Origin of the sequence: Aquimarina discodermiae, assembly GCF_040786235.1 — a bacterium.
In the GTDB taxonomy this organism is placed as follows: domain Bacteria; phylum Bacteroidota; class Bacteroidia; order Flavobacteriales; family Flavobacteriaceae; genus Aquimarina.
Genome location: NZ_JBFMKP010000028.1, coordinates 23144 through 47533, shown reverse-complemented (window position 1 = coordinate 47533; position 24390 = coordinate 23144). Strand labels below are relative to the sequence as shown.

At 31.9% G+C, this 24390-nt stretch carries 31 protein-coding genes; 2 read left to right on the top strand and 29 right to left on the bottom strand.

Annotated elements, in window-relative coordinates; translation table 11 throughout:
* Window positions 1-468: 468 nt before the first annotated feature.
* The 29 genes from ABW636_RS17420 to ABW636_RS17280 all read right to left on the bottom strand — a co-directional run bounded on the left by ABW636_RS17420 (window position 469) and on the right by ABW636_RS17280 (window position 21087).
* Complete coding sequence (locus tag ABW636_RS17420; protein ID WP_367591349.1) at window positions 469-804, bottom strand: EF-Tu C-terminal domain-related protein; 336 nt, start codon at window positions 802-804, stop codon at window positions 469-471.
* Complete coding sequence (locus ABW636_RS17415) at window positions 801-1310, bottom strand: hypothetical protein (RefSeq protein ID WP_367591348.1); 510 nt, start codon at window positions 1308-1310, stop codon at window positions 801-803. Before ABW636_RS17415 ends, ABW636_RS17420 begins: the two co-directional genes overlap by 4 nt.
* Window positions 1291-1614, bottom strand: coding sequence for a hypothetical protein (locus tag ABW636_RS17410; protein WP_367591347.1), 324 nt, complete (start codon window positions 1612-1614; stop codon window positions 1291-1293). Before ABW636_RS17410 ends, ABW636_RS17415 begins: the two co-directional genes overlap by 20 nt.
* Window positions 1615-1729: 115 nt before the next feature.
* A complete protein-coding gene (locus ABW636_RS17405; protein ID WP_367591346.1) occupies window positions 1730-2200 on the bottom strand; it encodes a hypothetical protein in 471 nt (156 codons plus the stop codon).
* 54 nt (window positions 2201-2254) lie between these two features.
* Window positions 2255-2704: a DUF6756 family protein gene (locus ABW636_RS17400; protein WP_367591345.1), complete on the bottom strand. Its 450-nt coding sequence runs from the start codon at window positions 2702-2704 to the stop codon at window positions 2255-2257.
* A gap of 9 nt (window positions 2705-2713) precedes the next feature.
* Window positions 2714-3148: a hypothetical protein gene (locus ABW636_RS17395; protein ID WP_367591344.1), complete on the bottom strand. Its 435-nt coding sequence runs from the start codon at window positions 3146-3148 to the stop codon at window positions 2714-2716.
* 11 nt (window positions 3149-3159) lie between these two features.
* Window positions 3160-3573: a hypothetical protein gene (locus tag ABW636_RS17390; protein ID WP_367591343.1), complete on the bottom strand. Its 414-nt coding sequence runs from the start codon at window positions 3571-3573 to the stop codon at window positions 3160-3162.
* A 1-nt stretch (window position 3574) separates the two neighbouring features.
* Complete coding sequence (locus ABW636_RS17385) at window positions 3575-4312, bottom strand: hypothetical protein (RefSeq protein ID WP_367591342.1); 738 nt, start codon at window positions 4310-4312, stop codon at window positions 3575-3577.
* Between the two features lie 18 nt (window positions 4313-4330).
* The gene (locus tag ABW636_RS17380; RefSeq protein ID WP_367591341.1) at window positions 4331-4732 is read right to left on the bottom strand and encodes a hypothetical protein; all 402 of its coding nucleotides are present in this window, start codon (window positions 4730-4732) and stop codon (window positions 4331-4333) included.
* Window positions 4733-4734: 2 nt separating this feature from the next.
* The gene (locus tag ABW636_RS17375; RefSeq protein WP_367591340.1) at window positions 4735-5106 is read right to left on the bottom strand and encodes a hypothetical protein; all 372 of its coding nucleotides are present in this window, start codon (window positions 5104-5106) and stop codon (window positions 4735-4737) included.
* A 2-nt stretch (window positions 5107-5108) separates the two neighbouring features.
* Window positions 5109-5573, bottom strand: a complete 465-nt coding sequence (locus tag ABW636_RS17370; protein WP_367591339.1) for a hypothetical protein — start codon at window positions 5571-5573, stop codon at window positions 5109-5111.
* Between the two features lie 79 nt (window positions 5574-5652).
* The gene (locus ABW636_RS17365) at window positions 5653-5946 is read right to left on the bottom strand and encodes a DUF7677 family protein (protein WP_367591338.1); all 294 of its coding nucleotides are present in this window, start codon (window positions 5944-5946) and stop codon (window positions 5653-5655) included.
* A 12-nt stretch (window positions 5947-5958) separates the two neighbouring features.
* The gene (locus ABW636_RS17360; protein ID WP_367591337.1) at window positions 5959-6084 is read right to left on the bottom strand and encodes a hypothetical protein; all 126 of its coding nucleotides are present in this window, start codon (window positions 6082-6084) and stop codon (window positions 5959-5961) included.
* Between the two features lie 227 nt (window positions 6085-6311).
* Window positions 6312-7043: a hypothetical protein gene (locus ABW636_RS17355; RefSeq protein ID WP_367591336.1), complete on the bottom strand. Its 732-nt coding sequence runs from the start codon at window positions 7041-7043 to the stop codon at window positions 6312-6314.
* Entirely contained in the window at window positions 7033-8958 is a 1926-nt protein-coding gene (locus tag ABW636_RS17350) for a PA3715 family protein (RefSeq protein WP_367591335.1), read from the bottom strand. The genes ABW636_RS17355 and ABW636_RS17350 overlap by 11 nt, the downstream gene beginning before the upstream one ends.
* Before the next feature lie 24 nt (window positions 8959-8982).
* Window positions 8983-9342, bottom strand: a complete 360-nt coding sequence (locus tag ABW636_RS17345; RefSeq protein WP_367591334.1) for a hypothetical protein — start codon at window positions 9340-9342, stop codon at window positions 8983-8985.
* Between the two features lie 17 nt (window positions 9343-9359).
* Window positions 9360-9680 (bottom strand): hypothetical protein, encoded by a 321-nt coding sequence (locus ABW636_RS17340; protein ID WP_367591333.1) that lies wholly within the window; start codon window positions 9678-9680, stop codon window positions 9360-9362.
* A gap of 25 nt (window positions 9681-9705) precedes the next feature.
* Window positions 9706-9951, bottom strand: a complete 246-nt coding sequence (locus tag ABW636_RS17335; protein WP_367591332.1) for a hypothetical protein — start codon at window positions 9949-9951, stop codon at window positions 9706-9708.
* Window positions 9952-9970: 19 nt separating this feature from the next.
* The gene (locus tag ABW636_RS17330; protein WP_367591331.1) at window positions 9971-10315 is read right to left on the bottom strand and encodes a hypothetical protein; all 345 of its coding nucleotides are present in this window, start codon (window positions 10313-10315) and stop codon (window positions 9971-9973) included.
* 74 nt (window positions 10316-10389) lie between these two features.
* Window positions 10390-10776, bottom strand: a complete 387-nt coding sequence (locus tag ABW636_RS17325) for a hypothetical protein (protein WP_367591330.1) — start codon at window positions 10774-10776, stop codon at window positions 10390-10392.
* A gap of 296 nt (window positions 10777-11072) precedes the next feature.
* The gene (locus tag ABW636_RS17320) at window positions 11073-12332 is read right to left on the bottom strand and encodes a cadherin repeat domain-containing protein (RefSeq protein WP_367591329.1); all 1260 of its coding nucleotides are present in this window, start codon (window positions 12330-12332) and stop codon (window positions 11073-11075) included.
* A gap of 31 nt (window positions 12333-12363) precedes the next feature.
* Complete coding sequence (locus ABW636_RS17315; protein WP_367591328.1) at window positions 12364-12933, bottom strand: hypothetical protein; 570 nt, start codon at window positions 12931-12933, stop codon at window positions 12364-12366.
* 131 nt (window positions 12934-13064) lie between these two features.
* On the bottom strand, window positions 13065-13802 hold the full coding sequence (locus ABW636_RS17310) for a LytR/AlgR family response regulator transcription factor (RefSeq protein WP_367591327.1): 738 nt from the start codon (window positions 13800-13802) through the stop codon (window positions 13065-13067).
* A gap of 114 nt (window positions 13803-13916) precedes the next feature.
* Window positions 13917-16097 (bottom strand): tetratricopeptide repeat-containing sensor histidine kinase, encoded by a 2181-nt coding sequence (locus tag ABW636_RS17305; protein ID WP_367591326.1) that lies wholly within the window; start codon window positions 16095-16097, stop codon window positions 13917-13919.
* A 172-nt stretch (window positions 16098-16269) separates the two neighbouring features.
* On the bottom strand, window positions 16270-17526 hold the full coding sequence (locus tag ABW636_RS17300) for a POTRA domain-containing protein (protein WP_367591325.1): 1257 nt from the start codon (window positions 17524-17526) through the stop codon (window positions 16270-16272).
* Between the two features lie 2 nt (window positions 17527-17528).
* Complete coding sequence (locus ABW636_RS17295) at window positions 17529-18272, bottom strand: hypothetical protein (protein ID WP_367591324.1); 744 nt, start codon at window positions 18270-18272, stop codon at window positions 17529-17531.
* A complete protein-coding gene (locus tag ABW636_RS17290; protein WP_367591323.1) occupies window positions 18265-19263 on the bottom strand; it encodes a glycoside hydrolase family 113 in 999 nt (332 codons plus the stop codon). The genes ABW636_RS17295 and ABW636_RS17290 overlap by 8 nt, the downstream gene beginning before the upstream one ends.
* 154 nt (window positions 19264-19417) lie before the next feature.
* Window positions 19418-20332 carry a hypothetical protein gene (locus tag ABW636_RS17285; protein WP_367591322.1) on the bottom strand — a complete coding sequence of 305 codons (915 nt, stop codon included), beginning with the start codon at window positions 20330-20332 and terminating at the stop codon, window positions 19418-19420.
* A 44-nt stretch (window positions 20333-20376) separates the two neighbouring features.
* Window positions 20377-21087, bottom strand: a complete 711-nt coding sequence (locus ABW636_RS17280; protein ID WP_367591321.1) for a DUF547 domain-containing protein — start codon at window positions 21085-21087, stop codon at window positions 20377-20379.
* 314 nt (window positions 21088-21401) lie between these two features.
* On the opposite strand from ABW636_RS17280, the gene ABW636_RS17275 reads away from it, so the two are divergent.
* Together ABW636_RS17275 and ABW636_RS17270 are read left to right on the top strand one after the other, a co-directional pair.
* A complete protein-coding gene (locus ABW636_RS17275; RefSeq protein WP_367591320.1) occupies window positions 21402-22703 on the top strand; it encodes an NAD(P)/FAD-dependent oxidoreductase in 1302 nt (433 codons plus the stop codon).
* Window positions 22704-22748: 45 nt separating this feature from the next.
* Window positions 22749-24350 carry a 4Fe-4S binding protein gene (locus ABW636_RS17270; RefSeq protein ID WP_367591319.1) on the top strand — a complete coding sequence of 534 codons (1602 nt, stop codon included), beginning with the start codon at window positions 22749-22751 and terminating at the stop codon, window positions 24348-24350.
* Window positions 24351-24390: the final 40 nt, after the last annotated feature.

Below are 24390 nucleotides of genomic sequence, written 5' to 3'. Positions count from 1 at the left end.
AGGAGCTTTATATCAAACATACTATATAAAAAAGAGATTTACTTTTCGGATTAACAAAGCATCGAATTTTTATCTCAACTGTGTTGCATACTGTAGGTTTCTAATCACTTTGTTTTTGTAAAGACTATTGTTTCATCAACTTTAGAGATTAAAAACATAAATAGTCCATAAAAAACAAATGTTGCGATAATACCTCCTAAGAAAAGACCTGTAAATAGAGCTTTAAAACAACGCCTTTTGATTAGTTGGTCTCCACCATTTATCAAAACAGTATATGAATATTCCCTTCATTTTCACCTATTATTTTTTATCGCACATAACTTATTTATATTAATATCGTTATTATTATTATACATTACGATATTAAATATATTTGTTTTATAAATCTATAGTGAATCCATATTCGTAGTGTAGGAATCTATATTTGTTCATTTACCACAAATAATTTATCAAATCTGTAAAAAAAGGCTATTTCATTTTCAAACTTACATTCACAATCTCCAATACTTTTCCAGAGCCTATTATATGTTTTCCTTCATAAAACTCAAACTTCATATTTTCATACAACCTATTGGCAAAATAATCTTTGCTCAAGATCGAGATTTCGGCCAAAACGATTTCTCCTGGTGCCACGGTATCTTGACCAAGGTATGTTTGCTGTCCAGAGGTTATATAATTAGGATTTCTTTCAAATTCTATATGAGGTCTATAACCCGATGTTACCGAGTTTTTTCGACCTCCCTCTTCGGTGGTTAAAAAACGGAGTTCTGCTATAAAATCGGTTGTAATAAATTTGTTTTTCATAAAACATTTTTTGGTCTTTTTAAATAGTAGTCTAACCATTCTGTTCTACACCATAACCCGCTCATTTCTTGACAAATTTCTATTTTTTCATTGGTGAATAATACTTCTAGCTCTAATGTACAATCACTATCTGTAATTTCCCAATTTGTTTCTGGAAGCAATAAAACATACCTATTTTGTGATTGGCTATGTTTTGGAATACAAATTTGAGTCTCCTCCCAATTAATCGTTTCAAAAATATCTACATATTCAATATTTTGAATTCTATTCTTTTTAAGTTCGCTGAAGTAGACTTTTTCTAATTCTGTACGTAAATTTATGTTGTTTGAATTGGGAAGTGACTTAAATTTTTCTAGTGCATTTACCTGAATTGGTGTGAACCATTTTTGTTCATTATCCAAATCCACCCAAACATCTAATAGCCGTTCTAGCCAAGGAATGTCTACTTTGGATACAGAATTTAGATAGTCTCCTTCATCATTAATTTTATAATTCTCCTTGTTCATATGTTCTAAAAGTGTTTTTTATTCGAAATGAAATGTGTTTCAGCTCAAAAACCTGAAAGTTAAAAACAACCCAATCTTTACCTGCTACCTGCCAATTATACCCATCTAATTGATCCGTTATCTCATCTAACAATTCTCCAATCACAAAACTGTTTACCATTTCTTCAAACTCAGTGATCTTTTGAAGTAATTCAGCATCAAATGAATATGATAGCATAACGCCTTGCACCAAATTACCCTCGAAACTATCTACCAAAACCTCGGCTTTTTGTCGATTGCTTATGTCTGTTAGGGTTAGTTTCATTTGTAACCGTAAATTTTTAATCCCAATTCTGATCGTTCATATTCAAACTGTTTTCCAGTTTGAAGCTTCTTTTCTAATGATTCGATGTTTTACATACTATTTAGAGTAGTTTTATTTATGAAATAATCTGATAATTCGATTTTGGTTTTTTGATTTCGATACCATCGATCATATTAAACAATAGCATTATAGTATTGTCGTTATTACCATCAAATCCTCTATTTTCTTTTAATAAAATTTTTGTCAAAAAATATAAAGGAGGACAACAATAAAATTTTTTAGGAGAAACAAGATATATTCCTTCTATATCGTTACCAAAATCAATATACTTCCATTTCCAGTCGTACTGTTTTACCACCATCTTCCCCCATAAAGCGCCTAATTTTATAGCGAATTCTCTTAAATTTTCCTCAGTATGACTTTTAGATAAAAGCTTATCCACATATTTTCGCATAATTTTCACAACTTCTTTGGGAGTTTCATTTTCGGATATAGCTAATAATTCAAGACATTCCTTTTCTTTGGCATCAATAGCTTCAATTAAATCTATCTCAAGTTCGGTTACTTTTATCTTTTGTTCTTTCATCTGTTATATTTGTGTTAATTACTACTCTTTTATCTGCTTTAGACATAATTTACCTTACCTCAACTTATCTTTATTTATAATTCTTAACTGCTCTCCAACTCCGATTAATTGATCGCTATGATTTTCACAAAGCAACCATTGTTTGTTTTTATCAATTACATAATATTCAAAAGCTGAACATTCGGCAATAAGTTCACCAATAATAGAAGACTTACAATTGTAAATAGGGTAGTAGTCTTCTTGATCATCTTCTATCATAAGCCAGGCGGTATCTGCTTCTTTAGGAATGATATGAATAAGCTCTTTAAATGGAAATTGATACGTTTTAAAATAAAATGATTCTTGCTTAAAATCTTCCCACCACCATTTTCTATCGCCAGATTTCACAAAGTGCTTAAGTAAATCTAAATAGAGTGTTTCAACATCAGCAACCAAACGGATCTCTGTTGGTGTCAAATTAAGTGTTGTAATAGCTTGTTCTATTTCTGTTTTTACTGCTCCCATTTTTAATTTCTATTCTAAATAAAATGTGTTAACTAATTGAAATAGATCTTCTCTTGATGGGTTTTTAGGGAATTTTTCATATAAAACATCTTCAAAAAACATTCTATAATCCGATACAAAGTCAGCAAACTCTTTATCCGACAACTTGTTATAATCTTCAACACTATCGGGATATGCTCTTGATAAAATTTCATCATAAAAATCTTCTTCTGGCATATGACTTTGCCAATCATCACCAGTATTCTCCCAAATAGAAATAATTCCTAATAGTCTTAATGGATCACTGCCAAAGAATGTACGACTGCCTTTTACTGCACAGAAATCACCCACATATCCTTCTCTTTTATCTGGTATGAGAAAAATTTTATATCCTTTGGACAGTATAATTTTTAATCCCAAATTATAAGTATTCATTGCATCTGCAATTCGACATCTGTTTTCCATAATAGTTGATTTTAAATGGTTATTATATCTTTCCAATAGACATCAAATCCATTTTTTTCAATTTCTTTTATATCTGTATCTGTAAAATGAATATGGAAATCCATACCGTTTAATATGGGTTCATCAGGAAAATTTTTATTGTACCTATCTCCATCAATTCGCCATAGATTAAAATGCACAAACTTAGAATGATCTAGGGTTTTGGTTTGTTCAATTTTTCTTTCTAATGCATCTTTGGTGATATATTGATAATAATTCTCTTCATTACTAAACTCTTCAATAAGAAAAAAAGGGAAATCAGCGTCTATTACTACAGTATCTAGTCTATGTTTTTTAGTATAAACTGTAGCTCTTTCTTTGTCTTTAAAAACAGCATAAACCATTTTAAATGTGTTGTTATCTATTGCTTTTGCTATGACATGCATTTCAATTTTCTTTACTATTTATAGTCTTTTGAATCATATAATGATATGTTATTGTGCTATTTATTAACAAACTGGGGTTTATTAATCCACTTTCTTTTCGAGAAAGAATAATATCAAAGTGCTTTGCTATAGATAGAGAATCTGTAAAATGAGATTTTGAAACCACATACTGACCTGTATTTTTCCTAAGTGTATCTAGTGGCTTTACAGCATAATCATATTCTATGATGCTTTTAACTAGGTTGTGTTTTGTTTTCGTCCCTTTTATGAGCTCTAATTGATGGGGAGTGTTTAAATTTTCCCATTTTAAAACAAAATCATCATTGGCAGCTATACTATCGGGTATACTGAATTTTGCTACCTGACTTTTTTCCATGGGCTTAACAAAAGCCAAAGGGTGTCTACTATTGTCAGGTAAAATAAGCTCAAAATAGTACGCATCACTTTGTGTGAAACTATCTGCTTTATAATATGATGTTTTTGTGTAGTAAAGCTCTTCCTTTACATATAAATCTAAAGGTTTACTGTTAAGTAAAATACGAATGTTTTTATTAATGATTTGTTTTTTGCCATCTGATAATTTTACTTTTAGATAGCTTAATGTATTCTTTTTTGTATCATGACAGATATTGATATTTACTTTCAAATCAGCCAAACTTAAAGTATCGGCATTTGAAAGGGTAGATACATCGCAACTGCTAAAAATAAATAGGATACATAGTATATTGTAGTATTTCATTGATTATATTTTAAGGTTTTAAAACTCATCTCCTTTTTCCCATATACAGACTTCTTTAGGTATTGCTTTTGTTTCTTGAACTTCATACCAAACTGTAACCAAGGTTTCTTGACCTTTCTCCCAAGTAACTTCATCTATTAAAATAGATTCGCTTATTCTTTCTTTTAAACTATATTTAAAAGTAATACCAGTTCTAAACTCTCCTTGGAGATCATCTAGAATAAATCGTTCGATATAATAAGGTGTTCCGCACTTATTAATGGCTTCTTCTTTTGTTAACAACATCAAATCTTTTATAGATACGTTATCTCTTAAGTTTGTTACCTTTTCAATGGTATAAGTATCATTCGTTTTTGCTTCTTTTGTGCTTGGAGCGCAAGCATTCACTATAATTAATAGTATAAAATATAGATACTTCATATTTATATATCGTAGTAGGTATATGGTTCTTTTAATTTGTGTTTTTTTCTAATTTCGGCTTGCCAAGTGAGATATTCTTCTTTAAATTCATTAAAATCACTTGGGATTCCTTTTAGCCAATACATATGACCATGGGCAATGAGCATCGCCCAATGAAATTCTAACTCGCGTGTTATATAATAGATATCATCTAGGGACTTTGGCTCTTCGTATAGAAAATGTTTCTTTAGTTTTTTGTCTGCCTCTTGATACGTAATATGCCCATATTGAACCATAATATGTTTTATGATTTCACAGAAAGAATAGTGATTGAAAATGACACCTTCTGTAGCATCTTCGAACCTTAAGTTGTCTTTTAACTTTTGATCTTTCATTGCTACTTCTTCTCTTTAAATATATACTCGATAACCTGTCCGTTTAAATGAGTACTAGTTCCTATAAGCTGTTTGTCTTGTATTTTTAAGGCTATATTTTCTGCATACGTGCCTTCTGTCGTAACAGGATCAAAATCTATCTTAACTTCTTTGGTGCATAACAATTTCCAGGTATAGGTTCCTATGATGTGTAAAGTTTCTTTATCACACGATGATACTTCTATTTCTGATACTTGTACTTGTTTTTTATCAAACAAGAATGCCAAATAGATTTGGCTACCCGCACAAGGATTGTCATCTGGAGTTTCTTCATAAACCGTTCCTACTTTTGCTATCAATTCTTTGTTTAAGAGTTTCTTCATTTTTTGAGCATGAGATGATAGATAGCACATACTGCATAAGATAAAAACGAAAGTCGTTCTTTTATTAAGGTACTTTATAGCATGTAATTGTATTTTCTGTATCATATACTCTTTTTTTAATTAAGAACTAGTTTAAACTTTTTTGAAAGTCATTTTCAACGATTTTTATATGTGTTTCAAAGGGTTAATACAATTCTGTTTCCCAATCTTCATAAGGAGGCTCTACGTTAAACTCTGGATCACAATAGGAGCGAAGGTAATCTACGGCTCTTTTTTCGGCATATTTTGCATTGAGCACTTCTCCGTTTTTATCTAACTCAATCACATTGGCAAATATGGCAAAGACTTGTTCTATGGCACTAGGTTCTTCTCCATACAGTTTTAAATAATCAATACCTTTTAGTTGGTAATGTGTACCACTAGCCATAAAATAAGCAAAGGTTCGTAAGGCTCCGCTAAATGATTCGCTTAGTTTCATATGTTTTGTTTTTTAACAATCTACTTTACCTGTTTTTGTGTTAATGGTCTTACCTCGACCATACCATACTTGTGTATTTTTCAAATCCCAAATTACCTCAATGCTATCATTATAAATGGCTATCGCTACTTTTTCCAATTATTTTACCCTTAGCATCTTTTAAAATAACTTCTATGGAGATGTTCCCGGCACCTCCATCTCCAGGCATTGTTATCGACAAAAAACTTTTTTCTCTTTTTATAACTAATTCATAGTTGTTATCTGGGCTATGATAGGTTGCTAATTCTTTTTATGAATTATAAAAATGAACACCTAATGCTATGAGAAATATTAAAATTAATGATGTATATATCTCTTTTTTCATTTTAAGCTTTTATCCAGCCTATTATGCTATTATCCTTCTCTTTTAAAACTACTTGCAACCAACCATTTTTGTTTTGAATAACCGTTACTTCTTTGCTTTTGATCTTTTGTAGTTGATTTCCTTCTTTCATGTCTTCAGTACAAGAATCTTTTTTCTTGGTATCATCTATAATTGGTTGTGATCTTAGGATTCCTGAAATTATTTTCTGCTCGAAAACCGTGTTAATTGTACTGATTTTTGTGTCTGAATGTAGCGTTACTGTATTTTCAATAATGGAGTTATCTTTTTTAATACTTAGTTCTGACAACAGTATCATATCAAAACAACCAATAGCACTGGTTAAAACATGAATGGTATTTTTTTCTCCATATGTTATGTCAACTAATACTCCTGATCCGTTCCAAATCTCAACAAAATCATTACCCTTTTTTAGGAATACTATTATTGCTTGATAATGTCGATCATCTTGATAAATAATATCTTTTATACCGTCCCTATTAAGATCTACTATATGTATGTTTTTACCATTGATGTCAAAAATACCTATGTCACCATTTTTGGTATAAAACTTGGCATTTTTAATTGCTGAAAAACCGGTACTATCTAAAGGGAAACTATAATCTGATGGTATTTGTAATAGCCGTAACTGTGATTTTAAACTCTCGTTTTGAGCGTACCCAGATAGAGTTAAAAACAGACACCATATACCAAAAAAGAAAACTTTATTTTTCATTTTTTAAATACTCTTTGCCATTAAACTTTAATACCGTTGTTTTTGAAGTAATTTTATTTTCTTCATCACATTCACCCTTTTCATCTACAAAAGTTTTACTTTTGGTAATCTTGCTTTTTACTATAATATCAAAATATGTATTGGTCTTTTCTTTAGACATAATGAGTGTGTTTTTTACACTTATTGATTCTCCAGCGCAATGGGTATCCCATTCACCTCCATAATCCATTACATCATAATGACGTAACACTTTTTTTAAAGTATTGCCTGATTTTACAAACAAAGAAATGGTTTTGTTACTATATGGATTGGGCTTAGATCTACCATAATGATATACTCGAATACCAAATGCTCTCGCATCTTCGCTAACCATATAGGGAGCTGTATCAATTGCTATTTCTGATAGCTCAATTGCATCAGAATCCCAACCATTTGTATCTGCACTTTCATAGTACTTATGGGTTATTTTTCCAGTAGTACTATTTACTATTACGATATGACTATTAAGTTCAAAATGATGTTTGTCATCATCTCCCTCAATTTCGGGAATCACTACAATGGTTTCATTAGGATTATGAGGTTGCACTTTAGAAACGATAAATTCTTCTTTAATTTTTAGTTTATTTAACCCTAATTGTTGTATTACAGTATCGATAAGGGTTTCTCCTTGCGAAACTGGCTCTATTTTACCGTCTGTTTTTATTTCGAAAACTTCAATTGTTTCTTTCTTTTCATCCATCCATTCTATGTATGTTATCGTGATTTTCTCTTTTTCAATTTTTGATTTTCTTTGAAAAGCTCCTTCGGCTATTTCATCATAAGAAATAACTTTAGCATCAATTATGTTTCCATCAAAATCATAGTTGATTAAAGTGGACTCCATTTCGTTCTCTCCTTTTAGAACTGTTACCACGACGGTATAGAATTTTTTAGAGAATTCTAATCTATAAGCAGCTATTGCCCTATAGTTATGGCCTTCTTTATAAAAATCAGGATATACTCTTTCTAGTTTTAACCCTTTTTCGTCTACTTTTTTATAATCCTCTTCTTCAATAAAATCATCAAAATTTGTAGTATCAACTAAAGGAATTGATTTGACTTTAATTTTATTGATTATGTTGTTGAAACCTGAATTTTTAAATTGACCTTTAAAAACGGCATCTTCCTTTATAAACTTTCCCTCTTGATTCGGATTTTGATAGGAGTGTGTATTATAGAAACTAGCATAATCTTCCTTGTGATGATGTTTTGTTTTCCAAACATCATCATGTAAATTGTGTTCTATTTCTAGTTTATTAGTATCATAGTTTTTTGCTTTTTCATACTTCTTTAGATACTTTTGATAATCTAGTTTCGCGTTTTTGATTGTTTTAACTAGTGATACAAAAAAATTGAGTTCATGTTTCTTTTTCTTGTAGAGCATATAATTCCTGAAATTACCGCCATATTGAACAATTCCTAATGAATCTCCTTTTTTGTGAATGATTACCTTGTTGTGTAGGTACAATCCGCTTGTAAAATTATCTTTAGTATACCCTTCAATATCTTCTTCATCACAGATGTCCAGTTTATAAAAGTTATTTTTAAAATTTCTTAAAATACCAAAATCACCTATTGGCGTAATATCTTTTCTTTTATAAGCCGAGTAGAACCCAAAATCGGTTTCTGAAAGTCTTTCTATAGCAATAGCTGCCTTATAAATCTCAAAATTTTCTGAACCAATCATATATGTCTTGCCATTGATCAGTTCATATACACCAGAAATATCTTCTACAGTTGTATTTTTTACTTTAATAGGTTCTACCTCTTTTTTAAGACTATCTACTGCAATATCCTTTACAGTATCTTTCTTTACTTTTGTGTTTTTGGTACAAGAGATACATGCAAGTAAGATTAAAACGTATAGGTTTTTCATTTTTGTTGAGTGTTTCGCATTTAATTATTTCTTATAGGGTATTAGTTCCAGTATTAAGGTTTCTATTTTGTCAACTATTTCTTGTCTGTTTTTACTTTTAAAAGTGATTTCTGATGCTGAGTTTTCTGGAATCTTTTCTATTACTTTTTTCTTTGAATTGTACTTTTCTATAAGGTTAAAAACGTCTAGTATATAGCTCCCATTCAGATCTCCTTGAGGGTGCCAAATCAATTCTATATTTCTATTAATTTGGGTATTAGAAATAGATAATAAAGTCGAACTGGAAAACTCGTACAAGCGGTTTTCTTCATTAATGTTTTGTTCGTAAAACAAGTTCCAATTCACTTTCCAACCAGATGATATTCGCAAGGCTTGTAACTTCATTTTTTATACTTTTAAAATTAACTCAAAAACCTATCTAATACTTGATAATTTGCTCCCACAGTAATTGTAATGATTAATAGCCAGATAAAACGAATACTTATTGCTTGTAGACTGCTGTTTAATTTCTTTTTCAAGTAAGAAATATCTAGAATAATATAAAGTGGTATGGTAACACTAGCTATAGCAATTGTAATATGTAGTGTTCTTAACTCTTCAATAAACCCACTATTTTCTTTTTCTAAAACAAATTTCATAAAAACTAAACTCAATAAAGCGGCTATAATGCCCCAAATAGAGTAGGATAAAATTTGTTTAGCGGTGTTTACAATTACATTCATTTAATATAAAATCTTTCACTTATATTTACTTCCAAACCAGCATGTCCAGACCGCAATATCCTGTAGCTATATCTAAGATATCATCGGCTCCGTCTTGTATGGTTTGATTGTTAAGGTTTTCTTTCTTAATGCTCTTTAATATCGAAACTACGGTATCCTGAGTTCCTCCAGAGTTTTTATAATGAAGTAATATGGTTCTCACCTCTTGTGTAAAGCAATTACCTTGTTTACTAAACTCTAATAAGGTCTTATACAACTGCTGTTTTGTCATTTTCTACATTTTTATTTTTCTAGATGATATCAATCACCTTCTCTAAAATATAATGTATTCCTCCTACTAGGATTGTAATCACCAAAAGCGATAGCAATCGAGTTAAAGTCGATTTAATTTTATTATTTATTAGTTTTTTTTTAAGGTAAAAAGTATCTAAAATAATAAATAAAATTGCAATGATACCACCAATTCTTAACCCTAGATGAATTAAACCATAATTGTAAAAAATATGAAACAAATACCATAAGCCTTCTTTGGGCGCATCATTGGCCCCTAAAAGAATTCGCATGTATCCTATACCCAACAATAATGCTATTGCTGTCCAAATCAGGTACGTTAAAATTTGTTTTAAGGTTTTCATTAAGTTTTATTTATAAGATACAAATATTGAACTTTTTAATTCGCTATACATACGCCTGTTCATGTTATTTTGAGTTATACCACTATTTCATCAACTACCATCTCTAGTTCCTGAAAAGCCTTTTTCTGGGCGGGAGCTAATACTATTTCCTTTATTTTTCCTGCCAGTATTTCAATGATATCTCTTCGTACTTTAACACTTTTACCAAAATACGCATTCATAAGTGAATTAGGAATGATATAATTTATTTTTACTTTGTTTTCCCCAATAAAGTAGATTTTAACAGCATGTATTGCGCTTTTTTTAAACACAATACATTGTGCCATTTGCCCATTTGTATCTGTTCTTACTTCCCATTTATCATATTCTTTTGTACAATTATAAGAGGAAACTGTTTTTAAAGCATTGTATACCTTATCTAAGGAATTGTATTCTTTTTTGATGGTAATTATTTTTTCCATATTTCTTATGTCATTTTGTTATGATGAACACACCACTTTTTAGGAAAAAGAAAAGTAGTGTGTTTCTTTTGAAGGTTAAACCTTATTATACCCGTAGTGCATTTAATTTATTTTGGTTCAAAATTCGTCCATTCGAGTACTTCGACCTAAGGAAGAAGTGTATCGAGAATAGGATGTTGTATCCAAAAAGCTGTTCTCGATACAATTTTTCTCCATTTCATTATGAAAAATTACTCGAACCGACGCTTTTTCTAATTTACATTTTTCTAAATGCAATCCAGGTTTTACTTATAATTTTACCACTGTACCTGAGTCGTACTAAGGCCTTGATAGAAAACATTTCTGTTACTATATGGCGCAGCGTTTAGATTTGATGTATCTGGTATCCCCCAATATGCTCCGCTCGTAGTAGCATCATCATAAAGGAATATACTGGAATTAGATTGAAAAAAACCTAAATAACTCTCAGCATTAATAGAGGTATTGTTATTCTTTAATACAAAAAAGACATCTTCATTATTTCCTGAATGTGTTGGTAATGGATTCCCAAAATCCATAAAACCACTATTATTAGCACTACTGGATAATTTTAACTTTACGCCAGTGACGTTTGCAGAATTCCATATCTTGTACTTAAAAGCAATTAAATAACTATTAGCAGGTACCAGATTTGTAGTACTATTAGCAACCGTAATAGAATTGTTGTTACTATTTATAACTGAAGAAGTAGTACTTCCATATTCTGTTTCTGTTGTTGCTGATCTTGAAATAGCTGCTAAATTATTTGCTATATTGTTGTATTCTGCCTCGGTAATAATAACCCAATCTCCAGAACTGGCAACATTGTAATCTGCTTGAGACGTTGATAAAAGCTCCTTGATATTATCAATATCATTAAGGTTTATTGTAGCGCTACTATTTTCGTTTCCTACCGAATTACTTACCGAAATAGTTGCAGAAATAATTGGATTCGTTTCATAATCGAACAATGTGGCATCCATAACCGTTAGCTCTCCAGTATTTGGATTTATACTTATGGCACCACCAGGTGTTTGCGATGTTATGCTAAAACTTAAGACTCCATCTCCTGTTGCTTGTACTGTACCTATAGTATCTCCATTGGTTGGGTTTTCATCGATATTTGCAGTTAAACCTTGAATAGCCAACTCATTTATATTATTTAGGTTAATTATTACACTAGCAGTGTTTTGAGCTTCATCTGCGGTAATAGTGGCCGTAATCACCGGGTTGGTTTCAAAATCAAACAATGTTGCATCTGCAACCGTTAGTTGTCCTGTACTCGTATTAATACTTAACGCCCCCGTTGGTGTTTGTGTAGTTATACTAAAAGTTAGTGAAGTATTACTATCACTTTGTACGGTACCAATAACTTGATCACTAGTCGGGTTTTCATTTAAAGTTACTTCTAAATCCTGTAGAGTTATTATTTCATTATCGGTTATAGGTGTTATTGCTTCGTCATCGTTACCACAACCATAATTTATAAATAGCATTGTTAACAGTAATAGCTTTGTAAATTTGAAAATTTCTTTCATCTTTTTTTGATTTATTTTGAGTTGTACGTTTTTAATAATCCATTTCTATAAAATCCCCGTTTAACTTGTAACGAAAAGTAAATTTGGTACCACCATTTTCTGGTTGTAACACTACATCATATTCAGTTTTTGATATATCGCCATTTTCAGGAAAATTTATATATGCCATACTAAGAGCAGGGTTTTCGATATTCTTTTCTGCTTTTAATTGCTCGCTCGACGTTTCAACTAATTCACCTAATTTTGATAAATTAATTTGATCGTTTAGCTGAAACATAAAGTCTGCTGCTTTGCTACCTTCTGGAACTTCTAAAGATATTTCTGAGTTTTGTTTCCAGCTTCCTCGCATTAAATTCCACTGTCCCATTTTTAAGGATTCAGGAGCTTCGGTAACGGTTACACCAATAAGGTTGCCAACAGTATTGTCATAGCTTATATGTAAATTGGTATAATAAGCATCGACACCAAATTTGTTTTTGAGCTCTTTTTCTATAGAGGTAAACCCTTTTTTTGTTGCGGGTTGACTACTAACTCCATTTCCACAAGAGATTAGTGATACTACTAGTATTACTGCGATAATTGTACATTTTAATATTTTCATTTTAGCGTGTTTTTATTTTTACACAACCAAAATTACTGTACAAGAGTGGTTTAGAAAATAGAGGATCTATTTCCGAGGCTTTCAAATAAATAAGTGCGATACTTTATAAAATATTTGCAGAAGGAAGTAATTTACCTATTATTCCAATCTAAAAAGGTGTTTAAGAAATGATCCTTTTTTCTAGAAGATACGGGTATTTTTTTTCCGTTTTTTAAATGAATAACACCAGCTTTATCATATTTGTCTATAAATTTTAAGTTGACCATAAACGACTGGTGTGGACGCGTAAAATTGGCTTTAGAAAGACGCTCTTCGAATTCTTTTAAAGTTTTCGATACCAGGTATTTTTTATTATTACTACAATAAAAAGTAGTATAGCCTTTGTCAGATTCACAAAATAGTAATTCGTTTAGATCCACCACCTGAAAACTATCTTGAAGTGATAATATTAATGTTGCGTCGTCATTATTCCATACCTTTTTTACAGTTGATATTTGTTGTTTTTGTTCTGGTATGGGTATGTCAGAAACTTTCTGTAATGCTATTTGTAGTTCATTTATATCTACGGGTTTTAAAAGATAATCTATTGCACCAATTTTTAAAGCTTGCAAAGCATGTTCTTCATAAGCAGTAATAAAAATCACTCTAAAGTCTAAGTTTTCTGTTTGCTCTAAAAAATCAAACCCGGTACCATCAGTAAGGTTAATGTCCAAAAAGACCAATTCGGGTTTACAAGCGTTAGCAACTACAGTAGCTTCTTTTACAGATTCACACTCGCCGATTACTTGCACATCGGTTTCAATAAGTTCGAGTAGATTAAGTAATCCTTTTCTAATATATGCCTTGTCTTCAACAATTAATGCTTTCATGTGTTTATACGATTGTTTTTAGATGTCATACTTCGGCCTGGCTCAGCATGAGTATGGAACTCGCCAAATAATTATTTTTGATTTGTATCCAAAACCTTATTCTGGCTTGTTTCATTACATTTTCTGAATTTTATAAGGAATTATCAATGTAACAATGGTTCCTTGCTCGTTATATTTTTGTCTATCTTCTATAGTAACCGATCCTGTCATTTTAAAATCTTTAGAAAGCATTTTTAAACGTTCAGAGGTTATAGTGGTAGATAATGACGTTTTGTTGTTTGTTTTCTTCTCTTTTTGAGAATTAATTCCAATGCCATTATCAGTAATAGTACAAATTAATTCATTTTGTATATAGTCAAGCTTTACTTCAATGATTCTATGTTCTTTTTGGTTAACAAATGCATGCTCTATAGCATTCTCAACAAAAGGTTGGATAAGCATAGGGGAGATTTTGAACAGTGATGTATCTACGCTATCTGCTATTGCAACGGTATAAGTATACGACTCGTTTTCTAAATTTTGAAGTGCCAAATAGTTTTCTATAGCGACTAATTCTTGGGATAGTAGCACTGTTTTATCTCTTGAGTTTTCTAAAATAATGCGAAGTAGTTTTGAAAATTTAGACACATACGACACTGATTTTTTTCCTTCTTTATTTAATATCATGCCTTGTAAAACAGACAATGAATTGAAAATAAAATGAGGTGTCATTTGTGAACGTAATAGCTTTTGTTCTATCACTATATTTTGAGTTTTGGATTTTATATTCCTTAATTTTAAGAAAAAAATTATTGCTCCTAAAACTAACGTTGTCATTAAAAAAGCAATGACACCAAGTAATAGGTTTCGCTGTGATTTCTCAAGGCTTTGAGAGGTTGTTTTTACAGTCTTAGTTAACTTTAATTCTCTTTTTTCGGCAGATGCTAACTCGTTTTTGTATTTGTATTCATATTCTAACTGGGTAATCTTTTCTACATTTTTTTTATTAAAAAGGCTGTCGTTTGCTATTTTGAATTGTTGGTGACTTATGAATGCTTTTTCATGTTCTCCTAGTTTATTATTTATTTTAGACAGTAAATTATAGGCATCTTTTTGATGTTTTAAAAATTTATATCGTTTTGCCAGATCTGCCGCTTTTTCTGCATTAATTAGTGCCAGGTTGTATTTGCTTAGATTATAATACGCATTTGCCATGCCCACATAAGACTCTAATAAATCATATTGTTTTTGAGTAGTTTTGGTAATTCTATTTGCTTCTTGAAAATTAACCAAAGCTTTAGCATATTCTTTAATTCCTATATATGCAAAGCCAAGACCATTATGACTAATAGCTAAATATTCATTATCACCAATATTTTTACTAATAGTAATAGTTTCCTTAAGATAAGGGATGGCGTTATTAAACTCCCCTTTATCAAGGTGTATTGCTCCAATATTATTTTTTATAGCTATAATATTTCTGGTATTGTAATTCGCTTGATGAATAGTTAGCGCTTTGTTATAGAAATTTAATGCTTTATCATAGCGTTCCTGTTGTCTATATACATTGCCAATATTACTTAACGACTGAAAAATACCAATAGAGTCCTTAGCTTTTTCAGCAACATCCAATGATTTATTATGATACTCTAAAGACTTTGGAAAATTACCTTGCTCAATATATACGATAGCTATCGCATTGAAACAACTAAGTACTCCATGCTCATCATTATTCTTGGTATAGATAGCGAGTGCTTTTTTAAAATTAACTAAAGCCTCTTCATATTTCCCTATATCCGAATAAATATCACCTATATTATAAAGGTAACTAGGCATATTCTTTTTCACCCCTAATTTCTCATCTATGGCCAATGCTTCTTTATAATATTTTAAAGCAAGTGTAACGTTTCCTTTATAGTTGTATAAAACTCCCAAGGCATTTTTACAACCGGCTATACTTTTTATATCATTTATAGAGGTATATAGCTGTATTGCTTCTTCATAATGGCTAATAGCAACTTTAAAATTAGCTTGCTCCATATACACAATCCCCTTCATATAAAAACTACGAGCCTTTCCCTTTACAGACTGTATTTCATCAGCAAGCTTTCCTGCTTGTTCTGCATATGCTAATGCTCGAGGTGGATCATTTCGATAGTTATAATAAGCTAAATGATTAAGAATTTTTACGCGAACAGTATCTTTCTTTGTATAAGTTTTTAATTCATGTTTTAAGCTATCTATCTTTTTATTTTGCGAAAAGACGGTTGTAGAAAAAGATAATAAACATAGTACGTAAAGAATAGATGCATTCATTATTTTCATAAAATAAAGAACGGCTATTAAAATGTTAAATCAAAAAAAGATTATCATTTCGAATATATAGATTATTCTAGTGTTTCTTTGTCTTGATCTATTCGGATACCTATGTTTATTTATATAATAATAAATAGGTAATATTATGTTGTGCTATAGAAAAAGCAATAGCTTAAAAATACTGTCCAATCCCCAAAACAAATCCTTGTGTAGCATCTTCTGTTACTCCGTGCCCATAGTCTATTCTAAAAATAGCATTAAAAATACGTTTATGCATAATTCTAAGACCAACCCCTGGGTATATTCTAAAGTTTTGAGAATCTCCGAAATCACTAAACTCTCCTCCCGGATTACGCCAGCTACCACCATCTACAAAGATATTGCTTTGTAGTACAAACCAGTCTTTTTCTACCAAGGTGTGCCTGTATTCTGTATTAAGGACAATCACTCCCGTTCCTCTATCAATAATGTTACCCACACCCCGTATATTAAGATTATTATCGACGGCAAAAGGAGCAAAAGGAGTATCGGCATTGGTGGCTAACCCAAGGCGAAGTCTTGATGCCCAGTTTCCTTTACGACCTACTCTTTTGTAGTATAAAAAGTCATTCCACCCTATAAGGAAATCGGGTAAAACATCTTCGGTACTTATTACATACTGAAAATTTAAAGCACTTTTAAAACCAGAAACATACTGATAGTCATAGTCAAGATTATCGTATTGATAAATTAGTTTGTAAAGCAACTTATTTACATCAAAATCTTGAGGAACACCGGGAGCAGTAGCACCTCTTTTATACGTGTAGTCTTCATTAAAATAATTAGCTCCAAGTTCTATTCTGTTTTGTGAATTGAACTGATACAGCCCTAATACTTCATAAGAGGTATTATTGTATTTATAATCTGCTGTTCCATTATCCAGAAATACAGGTTCTTGGGTAGTAAAATTACTATAGGTAAGAGAAACTCCCAGCTTCTTACTAAATAAAAAAGGAGCTCTTAAATTAAAAATGTAAGAGTTGTAAATGTCTTGCTGAAATATAGCTCCTAAGATAATATTGCGTCCTAAGGCATTAAACTCATACAATCCTAGTCTAAAAGCAAATTCATCATCATTGGTGGTATATATATTGGCAGAAGGAATGATCGTAAAATTCTCTTCTATGTTATAGGCCACTTCATATCCGGTTCCCTTTTCCTGAACCTGATAAGATACATTGGCAATAGAAGGAAGTCTTTTTAGAAGCTTCACATCTTTTTCGATCTGGATAGAATCCAATACCTCACCTTTTTGAGTAGAGATAAGTTTGGATAGTGCAGCCGTTTTTGTTTTCTTATTTCCCTCTATAACAATATCAGTAATGACAGGCTCCTGCGCATATATTATACTGCATAAAAATATAGAAGCTATTAAGGTTAAATTTTTCATAGTTAGTTTAATATGAATTTTTTTTCAATAAACAAGTTTACCCAATTGTCTTCGCTCACTCCCATAAGAGTAATAGCATAAGAATCGTTTGAGTTTAATTGAGGGGGTGTGCTGGTAGTAACGTTTAGTACTACATTATCCAGTTTATAATATTGAAATTGTTTTTCGAAGGTATAGGTTCCCGAAAGTAAATTGTTATCAGTATCTGCCACCACCTGAAAATAGATCTTATTTTCGGCAATGGTACCATCATCCCAAGCAAAAATAGGCATTAGGGGCGTATCCTGTGTAATAGTAATATCGGTGCTAAATTCTGTGGGTTTCGTTTTGTGTTTTAGTTTGATAGGGTTAGAAAGGTGTAATTTGTTGTTTTCAAAAAAAGTAATAATTACCCATTTTTCTTGAGCGGTAACCCTAATAAACTTTTTTAAATACCCATTAAAAACATCTTGAGGTGTGATAGTTATCCTTTTATATTTGGTATAGTCGTTTTTATCGTCTGATACACTATTGGTTTCATAGTACCTTAGATCTGTGGCTCCCGGTCGAGGATAGGCATAGGTTATAATAGTATTTGTATTGGAGTCTGTATTAGAACCAGAAGCACATGCAATTACATTATCCATCACAATCTCATTAACCGCAACTAATGAGGATAGCGAATCATCTACCTGTACTGTATCATCTTTATCACAGGCAAACAAAATAAATTGTAGTATTACTATGAAATATCCTGGTCTAATCATCTTTATAAAAGGATTGTATTAATTTTTCGGCAGGTTTGTTTTGCACAGTAAATCGATTATTATTGTTACCTCCAACTTCGGTATGATTATGATACCATTTCCATAAAAATCCACCTGCAAACCAGGGCTCGCTCCAAAACTCTTGATAAAGAGCTGTTAGTGCATTGTTTTGGGACTCCAGATCTACATTTCCAGTGACTCTGTTAGAGTCCCACGGTTCTTTGCCGGTAAAAAATACACTTCGATAGCCATATTCGGTAAATAGTACTGGCTTATCCATTTTTGATTGTAATGTCTGGATGTTGGTTTTATGTTGTTGCCAACCTAACTTCATCTCTTCAATAGTAGGACTTTTACTAGTTGAAACAGGAAAATAGGCATCGATACCAATATAATCTAGTTGATTCCAAAAAGGAACATTGTGGTATTGATCCCAGTTTTCTGCATAAGTTAGTTTTCCTTTATATTCGGCTTTAATCTTTTGTATTAAACGATTCCAAAATTCGGGTCGTTTTTGTACAAAAGTATGTAACTCGGTACCAATACATAAAATAGGAACGTTCATTTCTTGAGCGAGTTTGGCGTATAAAAGAATATAATCTTCATACGACTGTTCAAAAAGTTCCCAGTTTTTTTGAGATGTCATTTTAATAGTACCAGTAAACTCACCTCTCCAAACCCATATTTGGGGTTTTAGCATTACTTTAATCTTTTGTTGATTTAGTAATTCGATTGTTTTTTTGGCACCTTCTCTTCGTTCTCCCCACCACTGTTCTTCGATATCAAAAGTGATATTGGGTGAGCTAAGGTTTTTTATAAAACCAAAAGGCATTACAGCAGCCCAATTGGCATTAACATTTACTACAGGTGTCACTTCATTGGCAGTAATCGCCTTAGGAGATCCCACAAAACTAACTCCATTTATTTTTGAGGGTTGACCAGTGCAACTGGTCAAAAAAATACTAAACAGCAGTACAAAAAATTTTTTCATCTGTCTTACAATTTTATTGTTTTCAAATAGCAGATGGAATTGCCAATATTTATCGGGATCCAAATAGAACCCGGTCGTTATGGTTGTTTCATAGCAATTTTTTTCCATCATTTTTCATACTGCCGAAAGTACAATTTTATTTGGTTCTTTGATCTTAAAACAAAGCTCGAATTCCTAGACTAAAGGTTTGTCCTAATCCCTGAAAATTACTTCCTCTTACAAACTTACCAAAGGATGCTTCTAGATTTAAAACATCTGTTAACTGATATTTCCCTCCAAAACCTACTTGCGTATAATTTTGAGAAAAATCATTTCCTAGATCAATTAAAAACGCTTGTTGTGTGTTTACAAAAATTGTTGATTTAGAAGATGGAAAATAACTTAAAAATGCACTTAGTGGTAAAAACAAACTGTTGTTAGCAAAACGCTCTCCTATATTTGCCGATTGCGGATCTGCATCGGTTGCTTTTTCTCCAAAATTAAATCCAAAATCTGCTTCGGTAAAAATTTGCCATTTATTACCTCCAAAGGTTTTGTCATAGAAAAATCGAGTTTCCCAGAAATAACTTCTCTTATCTAAATAGGGAGCGTTAGGCTCGTCTTTAAAAACTGGAATGTAAAAAGAACTGGTAAACGAAAAATTACCAACGTTTTTAAAAGGCTGTACTCGAATCGATGGAGCTATAGTGGTCAAACCACTTCTGGCATCTGTCGTATTATTTTCAAAATTCAATACTTCCAAAGCTCCGGCACCTCCATCCGTATTGGCACGAGCTTGTAGAATTAATCCAACATTAACTCGTGAACTATTACTTACTCCCGTATACACTTCGGTAGTATTTGTAAAAAAAGTTTGCCTATCTATTTTTTGAGACTTAGACCCAGAGTCAGTTTGCTCTGTTTGGGTATAAATACTATTAAAAAACTTAACATCCCATTGTCCTTTCTTTAATAATTTAGAAGGTGTATAGGTTTGTATATTAGATGCTTCTTGTTCCTCTTCTTGTGCAAATCCAATTACACTAGTTAATAAAAGTAGTGAGGTAAAAATATTTTTGGTTAATTTCATGTCTTTTTTTTGTTTAGTTTTTGATACTTTGTTTAGTATGAATGTTATTTTATGTGATTTAAACTCCAGTTATATGGGTAATAAGAGATTTTTGTTTTTGCAGGGATTTTTTCTTTTCTAAATTGATTGATATAATCTATTTCTGATCCATTATGTGTAAAATCTACCTTATACCATTCGAATATTTGAGATAGTTGTACTTTTTTCCCTTTTACTTTAATAAAATTTGGGTTGTTTAATGCAATTCTTGTCTGGCGTTGTAGTTGCTTTTCTAAAGAAGCAGGGGTGTATGCTTCTGAAATAATAGGAGGGCACCCTAATCCGGCACATACTAGTGCAAAATGGAAACGCGCTTCTTTAGGGAAATTTTTACGAAGTAACTTATTTTCCAGATCATTTAAAGTGGTCTTTTTGCCACCAAGAGTATAAGTGATTTTGTCAAAAAAACCTTTAATGTCTAATGGAGACTTTGTTGGATATGCCTTCGTGATTCCTTTGATTACTGCCAGGTTATATGCATTAATATAAAAGGCTTGATATGTTTTAGGATCACTGGTAGAAACTGTAATGCCAGCAGCCATGTTGATCAATTCATCAAGTGATGAAGGATCTTTTTTGATGTTTTTATAATTTACTTTTCCGTTCGAAACGTGAGTCTTAAAAAATTGATCTGCTTTGGTAAAAAAACTTGATGTGCTTTGCGAAAATCCTATTTGAAAAGAAAATAAGATTACTAATATTGCTATTTTTTTCATGTGATTACTATTTTATTTAAAATATAGAATTGATCAGGTTCTTAAATTTTATTCTTGTTTAACGACCATTCAGTCGAATCACTATCCATCAGCTTACACTCAAAATATTTATTTTTTAAGTTAACAATTTTTCCTTTCATATAAAACGTGTGAAGAGATAAATCTCCTCGTAAAAAGAATACAAACCTTACAAATTGTCTTGTTTTTAGACTGATTCTAAATTAATCACACCCCTTAAGTTCTTATATTTATATTCGACTGACTGTCCGAAGTTCTCACTTCATCTACAAATAATATAACTAACAATCATCAATATGGAACATATAGTAATTATAGGAAATGGAATTTCGGGAGTTACCGCCGCGAGGCATATCCGGAAACTATCAGATAAGAGAATTACAATAATCTCTGCCGAAACAGAATATTTCTTTTCGCGCACAGCACTTATGTATATATATATGGGGCATATGAAGTTTGAGCATACTCAACCTTATGAAAATTGGTTTTGGGAAAAAAATAGAATCGAACTCAAAAAAGGATATGTATCTACCATAAATCATCAAGAAAACCAACTTGTTTTTGCAGATGGAGAAACTTTAGATTATGATAAATTAATTATAGCCGTAGGTTCTAAACCCAATAAATTTGGATGGCCAGGGCAGGATCTTGATGGTGTGATGGGAATGTATCACAAGCAGGATTTAGAAAATTTAGAAGAACATGCACCAGATAATACAGTATGCAAACGAGCAGTGATTGTAGGTGGAGGTTTGATCGGGATCGAATTGGCAGAGATGTTACATTCTAGAAATATTCCTGTAACATTTTTGGTACGCGAAAAAAGTTTTTGGAACGCAGTATTACCCGCTGGCGAAAGTGCAATGATTAATAGACATATTTTAAATCATCATATCGATCTGCGATTAGGGATGAACTTAAAAGAAATTTTATCAGATGAAAATGGTAAAGTAAAAGGAGTCGTAGTGCAAGAGACGGGAGAAGTAATAGATTGTAACGTAGTAGGATTGACCCCAGGAGTATCACCAAATATTGATTTCTTAAAAGATTCTGGAATAGAACTGGGAAGAGGAGTAAAGGTAAACAGGTATCTAGAAACCAATATTCCTAATATATATGCTATTGGCGATTGTGCAGAACAACACGAGGCTATAGGCAACCGTCGCCCTATAGAAGCTGTATGGTATACTGGGCGTATGATGGGTGAAACCGTTGCGCAAACCATTTGTGGTAATAAAATCCAGTATAAACCAGGACATTGGTTTAATAGCGCCAAATTCTTAGATATCGAATATCAAACCTATGGATGGGTATTTGGACAACCAAAAGAGTACGAACAGCAGTTTCATTGGTTACATAAAGACGATACAAAATGTATTACGGTGTCGTATCACAAAGACACCAACGAGTTTTTGGGGATCAATACCTTCGGAATTAGAATGCGACATGAAGTTTTTGATAGATGGCTAACAGAAAAGAGGACGGTAGATTATGTGATGGAGCATCTGGCAGAAGCCAATTTTGACCCAGAATTTTATACCCTACACGAGCCCGAGATTCTGGCTACCTATAAAAAATCACAACTTCAAAACGCATAAATAATATACAGACTTTTTAGGGTCTGCAAAAAACAATAATTAAAGATGAGTAATAAATTAAATCATAGTATGTCACTGGCAAATCCCAATGCCAATGGGGTTTCGGTAAAGCAAAAAATAGCATTAGCAGTAGGTTTTCTGGGTCTTTTTATTCTGGGACTGGCACTATTTAATACAGCATTTCCTAATCAGGGAGTTTTCTTAACATTATCTCTGGTATTGATTGCAGCCGGAGTGATCCTATTTGCAAACGATGCCTACCTAACCAAATTAGAAGGAATCAAAAATGATAAAGTCTGGTTTAACTCTATTTCTTCTCGAGGTGCTTTAGGGTGGCTTACAGGAGTGGGGCTAACCGCATTCTATATTGTCTTGTATTTTAAAGCAGAATTATTAGGATTGAGTGGTAATGGAGAAGCAAATACAGGTTTGATTGCATTGTTCGACCCCTTAAGCAATTTGCTAAGCGGTAGACCTGCCAGCCAATGGTTTGTATACGGTACCTTATATACTGTAGCCATAATAGCTTTTGGATATAAGTTTATTTTAAAATATCGCCATAACCGCTATCAGCAAATACGAACTGTATCAGTCATGTTTTTTCAATTAGGATTTGCATTTTTAATCCCAGAATTTATGGCGAGATTAAACACTAGTCCTGATTATAACCTTCCTTATTATGATTTAAAAAGTGTTTGGCCTCTAAACTATTATTTGTTTGATAATTGGTCTATCGACGGGCTTTTATCATCACAAAATTTAGGAATTGGCTTATTAATCTTTGGTGTTGCTTCTATATTTATCATTACCCCCATTCTTACCTATAAATTTGGAAAAAGATGGTATTGTTCTTGGGTTTGTGGTTGTGGTGGCTTGGCAGAAACTGCGGGAGATTCGTTTAGACAGTTGTCTAGTAAAAAAGTAAGTGCTTGGCGATTAGAGCGATGGTTGATCCATACCGTATTAGTGTTTTCTGTAGTAATGACCATTGCCATGATCTATACCTATCTGGGGAGTGATCCCAATAAATATTGGTTGACCAGAAGTACATTTTTAATAGCGATCTCTGTCTTTCTTACGCTAGTATTTGCGTTAGTCATGATTTTTAAAAGAAGAGAACTGGGTAAAGATGCCAAATACGGAGCTATAGGATATTTTGTTGTGATTGCAGCACTGATAGGAATGCATTTTTCTGGAACCTCTAATGAAATTTTCTTGATCAAATCATCCAGTCTTAGATCTGCCTATGGTCTATATATAGGTTCTATATTTTCTGGTGTGATTGGTACTGGTTTTTATCCAATTTTGGGTAGTAGAGCCTGGTGTCGATTTGGATGCCCTATGGCAGCAATTTTAGGATTTCAGCAACGATTATTTTCAAAATTTAGAATTACTACTAATGGGGGACAATGTATCTCATGTGGTAACTGCTCTACCTATTGCGAGATGGGAATTGATGTACGTGCCTATGCACAAAAAGGAGAAAATATAGTACGATCCAGCTGTGTGGGTTGCGGGATTTGTTCTGCTGTTTGTCCTCGCGGAGTATTAAAACTAGAAAATGATTCATTAAACGGTCGAATTAATCCTACAGAAGTATTATTAGGGAACGACGTAGATCTAATGGATTATGTAAATAAAAAATAATTTATATATTGTACGCATTAAGTAACTCTTAATCGCAAAC

Excerpts from the sequence above, each read along its gene's own strand:
- ABW636_RS17280 (WP_367591321.1), bottom strand. The coding sequence starts at position 21,087 with ATGAAAAAAATAGCAATATTAGTAATCTTATTTTCTTTTCAAATAGGA.
- ABW636_RS17365 (WP_367591338.1), bottom strand. The coding sequence starts at position 5,946 with ATGAAACTAAGCGAATCATTTAGCGGAGCCTTACGAACCTTTGCTTAT.
- ABW636_RS17275 (WP_367591320.1), top strand. The coding sequence starts at position 21,402 with ATGGAACATATAGTAATTATAGGAAATGGAATTTCGGGAGTTACCGCC.
- ABW636_RS17375 (WP_367591340.1), bottom strand. The coding sequence starts at position 5,106 with ATGAAAGATCAAAAGTTAAAAGACAACTTAAGGTTCGAAGATGCTACA.
- ABW636_RS17415 (WP_367591348.1), bottom strand. The coding sequence starts at position 1,310 with ATGAACAAGGAGAATTATAAAATTAATGATGAAGGAGACTATCTAAAT.
- ABW636_RS17370 (WP_367591339.1), bottom strand. The coding sequence starts at position 5,573 with ATGATACAGAAAATACAATTACATGCTATAAAGTACCTTAATAAAAGA.
- ABW636_RS17420 (WP_367591349.1), bottom strand. The coding sequence starts at position 804 with ATGAAAAACAAATTTATTACAACCGATTTTATAGCAGAACTCCGTTTT.
- ABW636_RS17380 (WP_367591341.1), bottom strand. The coding sequence starts at position 4,732 with ATGAAGTATCTATATTTTATACTATTAATTATAGTGAATGCTTGCGCT.
- ABW636_RS17310 (WP_367591327.1), bottom strand. The coding sequence starts at position 13,802 with ATGAAAGCATTAATTGTTGAAGACAAGGCATATATTAGAAAAGGATTA.
- ABW636_RS17410 (WP_367591347.1), bottom strand. The coding sequence starts at position 1,614 with ATGAAACTAACCCTAACAGACATAAGCAATCGACAAAAAGCCGAGGTT.
- ABW636_RS17315 (WP_367591328.1), bottom strand. The coding sequence starts at position 12,933 with ATGAAAATATTAAAATGTACAATTATCGCAGTAATACTAGTAGTATCA.
- ABW636_RS17290 (WP_367591323.1), bottom strand. The coding sequence starts at position 19,263 with ATGAAAAAATTTTTTGTACTGCTGTTTAGTATTTTTTTGACCAGTTGC.
- ABW636_RS17300 (WP_367591325.1), bottom strand. The coding sequence starts at position 17,526 with ATGAAAAATTTAACCTTAATAGCTTCTATATTTTTATGCAGTATAATA.
- ABW636_RS17350 (WP_367591335.1), bottom strand. The coding sequence starts at position 8,958 with ATGAAAAACCTATACGTTTTAATCTTACTTGCATGTATCTCTTGTACC.
- ABW636_RS17270 (WP_367591319.1), top strand. The coding sequence starts at position 22,749 with ATGAGTAATAAATTAAATCATAGTATGTCACTGGCAAATCCCAATGCC.
- ABW636_RS17335 (WP_367591332.1), bottom strand. The coding sequence starts at position 9,951 with ATGACAAAACAGCAGTTGTATAAGACCTTATTAGAGTTTAGTAAACAA.
- ABW636_RS17355 (WP_367591336.1), bottom strand. The coding sequence starts at position 7,043 with ATGAAAAATAAAGTTTTCTTTTTTGGTATATGGTGTCTGTTTTTAACT.
- ABW636_RS17330 (WP_367591331.1), bottom strand. The coding sequence starts at position 10,315 with ATGAAAACCTTAAAACAAATTTTAACGTACCTGATTTGGACAGCAATA.
- ABW636_RS17305 (WP_367591326.1), bottom strand. The coding sequence starts at position 16,097 with ATGAATGCATCTATTCTTTACGTACTATGTTTATTATCTTTTTCTACA.
- ABW636_RS17285 (WP_367591322.1), bottom strand. The coding sequence starts at position 20,332 with ATGAAATTAACCAAAAATATTTTTACCTCACTACTTTTATTAACTAGT.
- ABW636_RS17390 (WP_367591343.1), bottom strand. The coding sequence starts at position 3,573 with ATGCATGTCATAGCAAAAGCAATAGATAACAACACATTTAAAATGGTT.
- ABW636_RS17325 (WP_367591330.1), bottom strand. The coding sequence starts at position 10,776 with ATGGAAAAAATAATTACCATCAAAAAAGAATACAATTCCTTAGATAAG.
- ABW636_RS17340 (WP_367591333.1), bottom strand. The coding sequence starts at position 9,680 with ATGAATGTAATTGTAAACACCGCTAAACAAATTTTATCCTACTCTATT.
- ABW636_RS17295 (WP_367591324.1), bottom strand. The coding sequence starts at position 18,272 with ATGATTAGACCAGGATATTTCATAGTAATACTACAATTTATTTTGTTT.
- ABW636_RS17405 (WP_367591346.1), bottom strand. The coding sequence starts at position 2,200 with ATGAAAGAACAAAAGATAAAAGTAACCGAACTTGAGATAGATTTAATT.
- ABW636_RS17385 (WP_367591342.1), bottom strand. The coding sequence starts at position 4,312 with ATGAAATACTACAATATACTATGTATCCTATTTATTTTTAGCAGTTGC.
- ABW636_RS17395 (WP_367591344.1), bottom strand. The coding sequence starts at position 3,148 with ATGGAAAACAGATGTCGAATTGCAGATGCAATGAATACTTATAATTTG.
- ABW636_RS17320 (WP_367591329.1), bottom strand. The coding sequence starts at position 12,332 with ATGAAAGAAATTTTCAAATTTACAAAGCTATTACTGTTAACAATGCTA.
- ABW636_RS17345 (WP_367591334.1), bottom strand. The coding sequence starts at position 9,342 with ATGAAGTTACAAGCCTTGCGAATATCATCTGGTTGGAAAGTGAATTGG.
- ABW636_RS17400 (WP_367591345.1), bottom strand. The coding sequence starts at position 2,704 with ATGGGAGCAGTAAAAACAGAAATAGAACAAGCTATTACAACACTTAAT.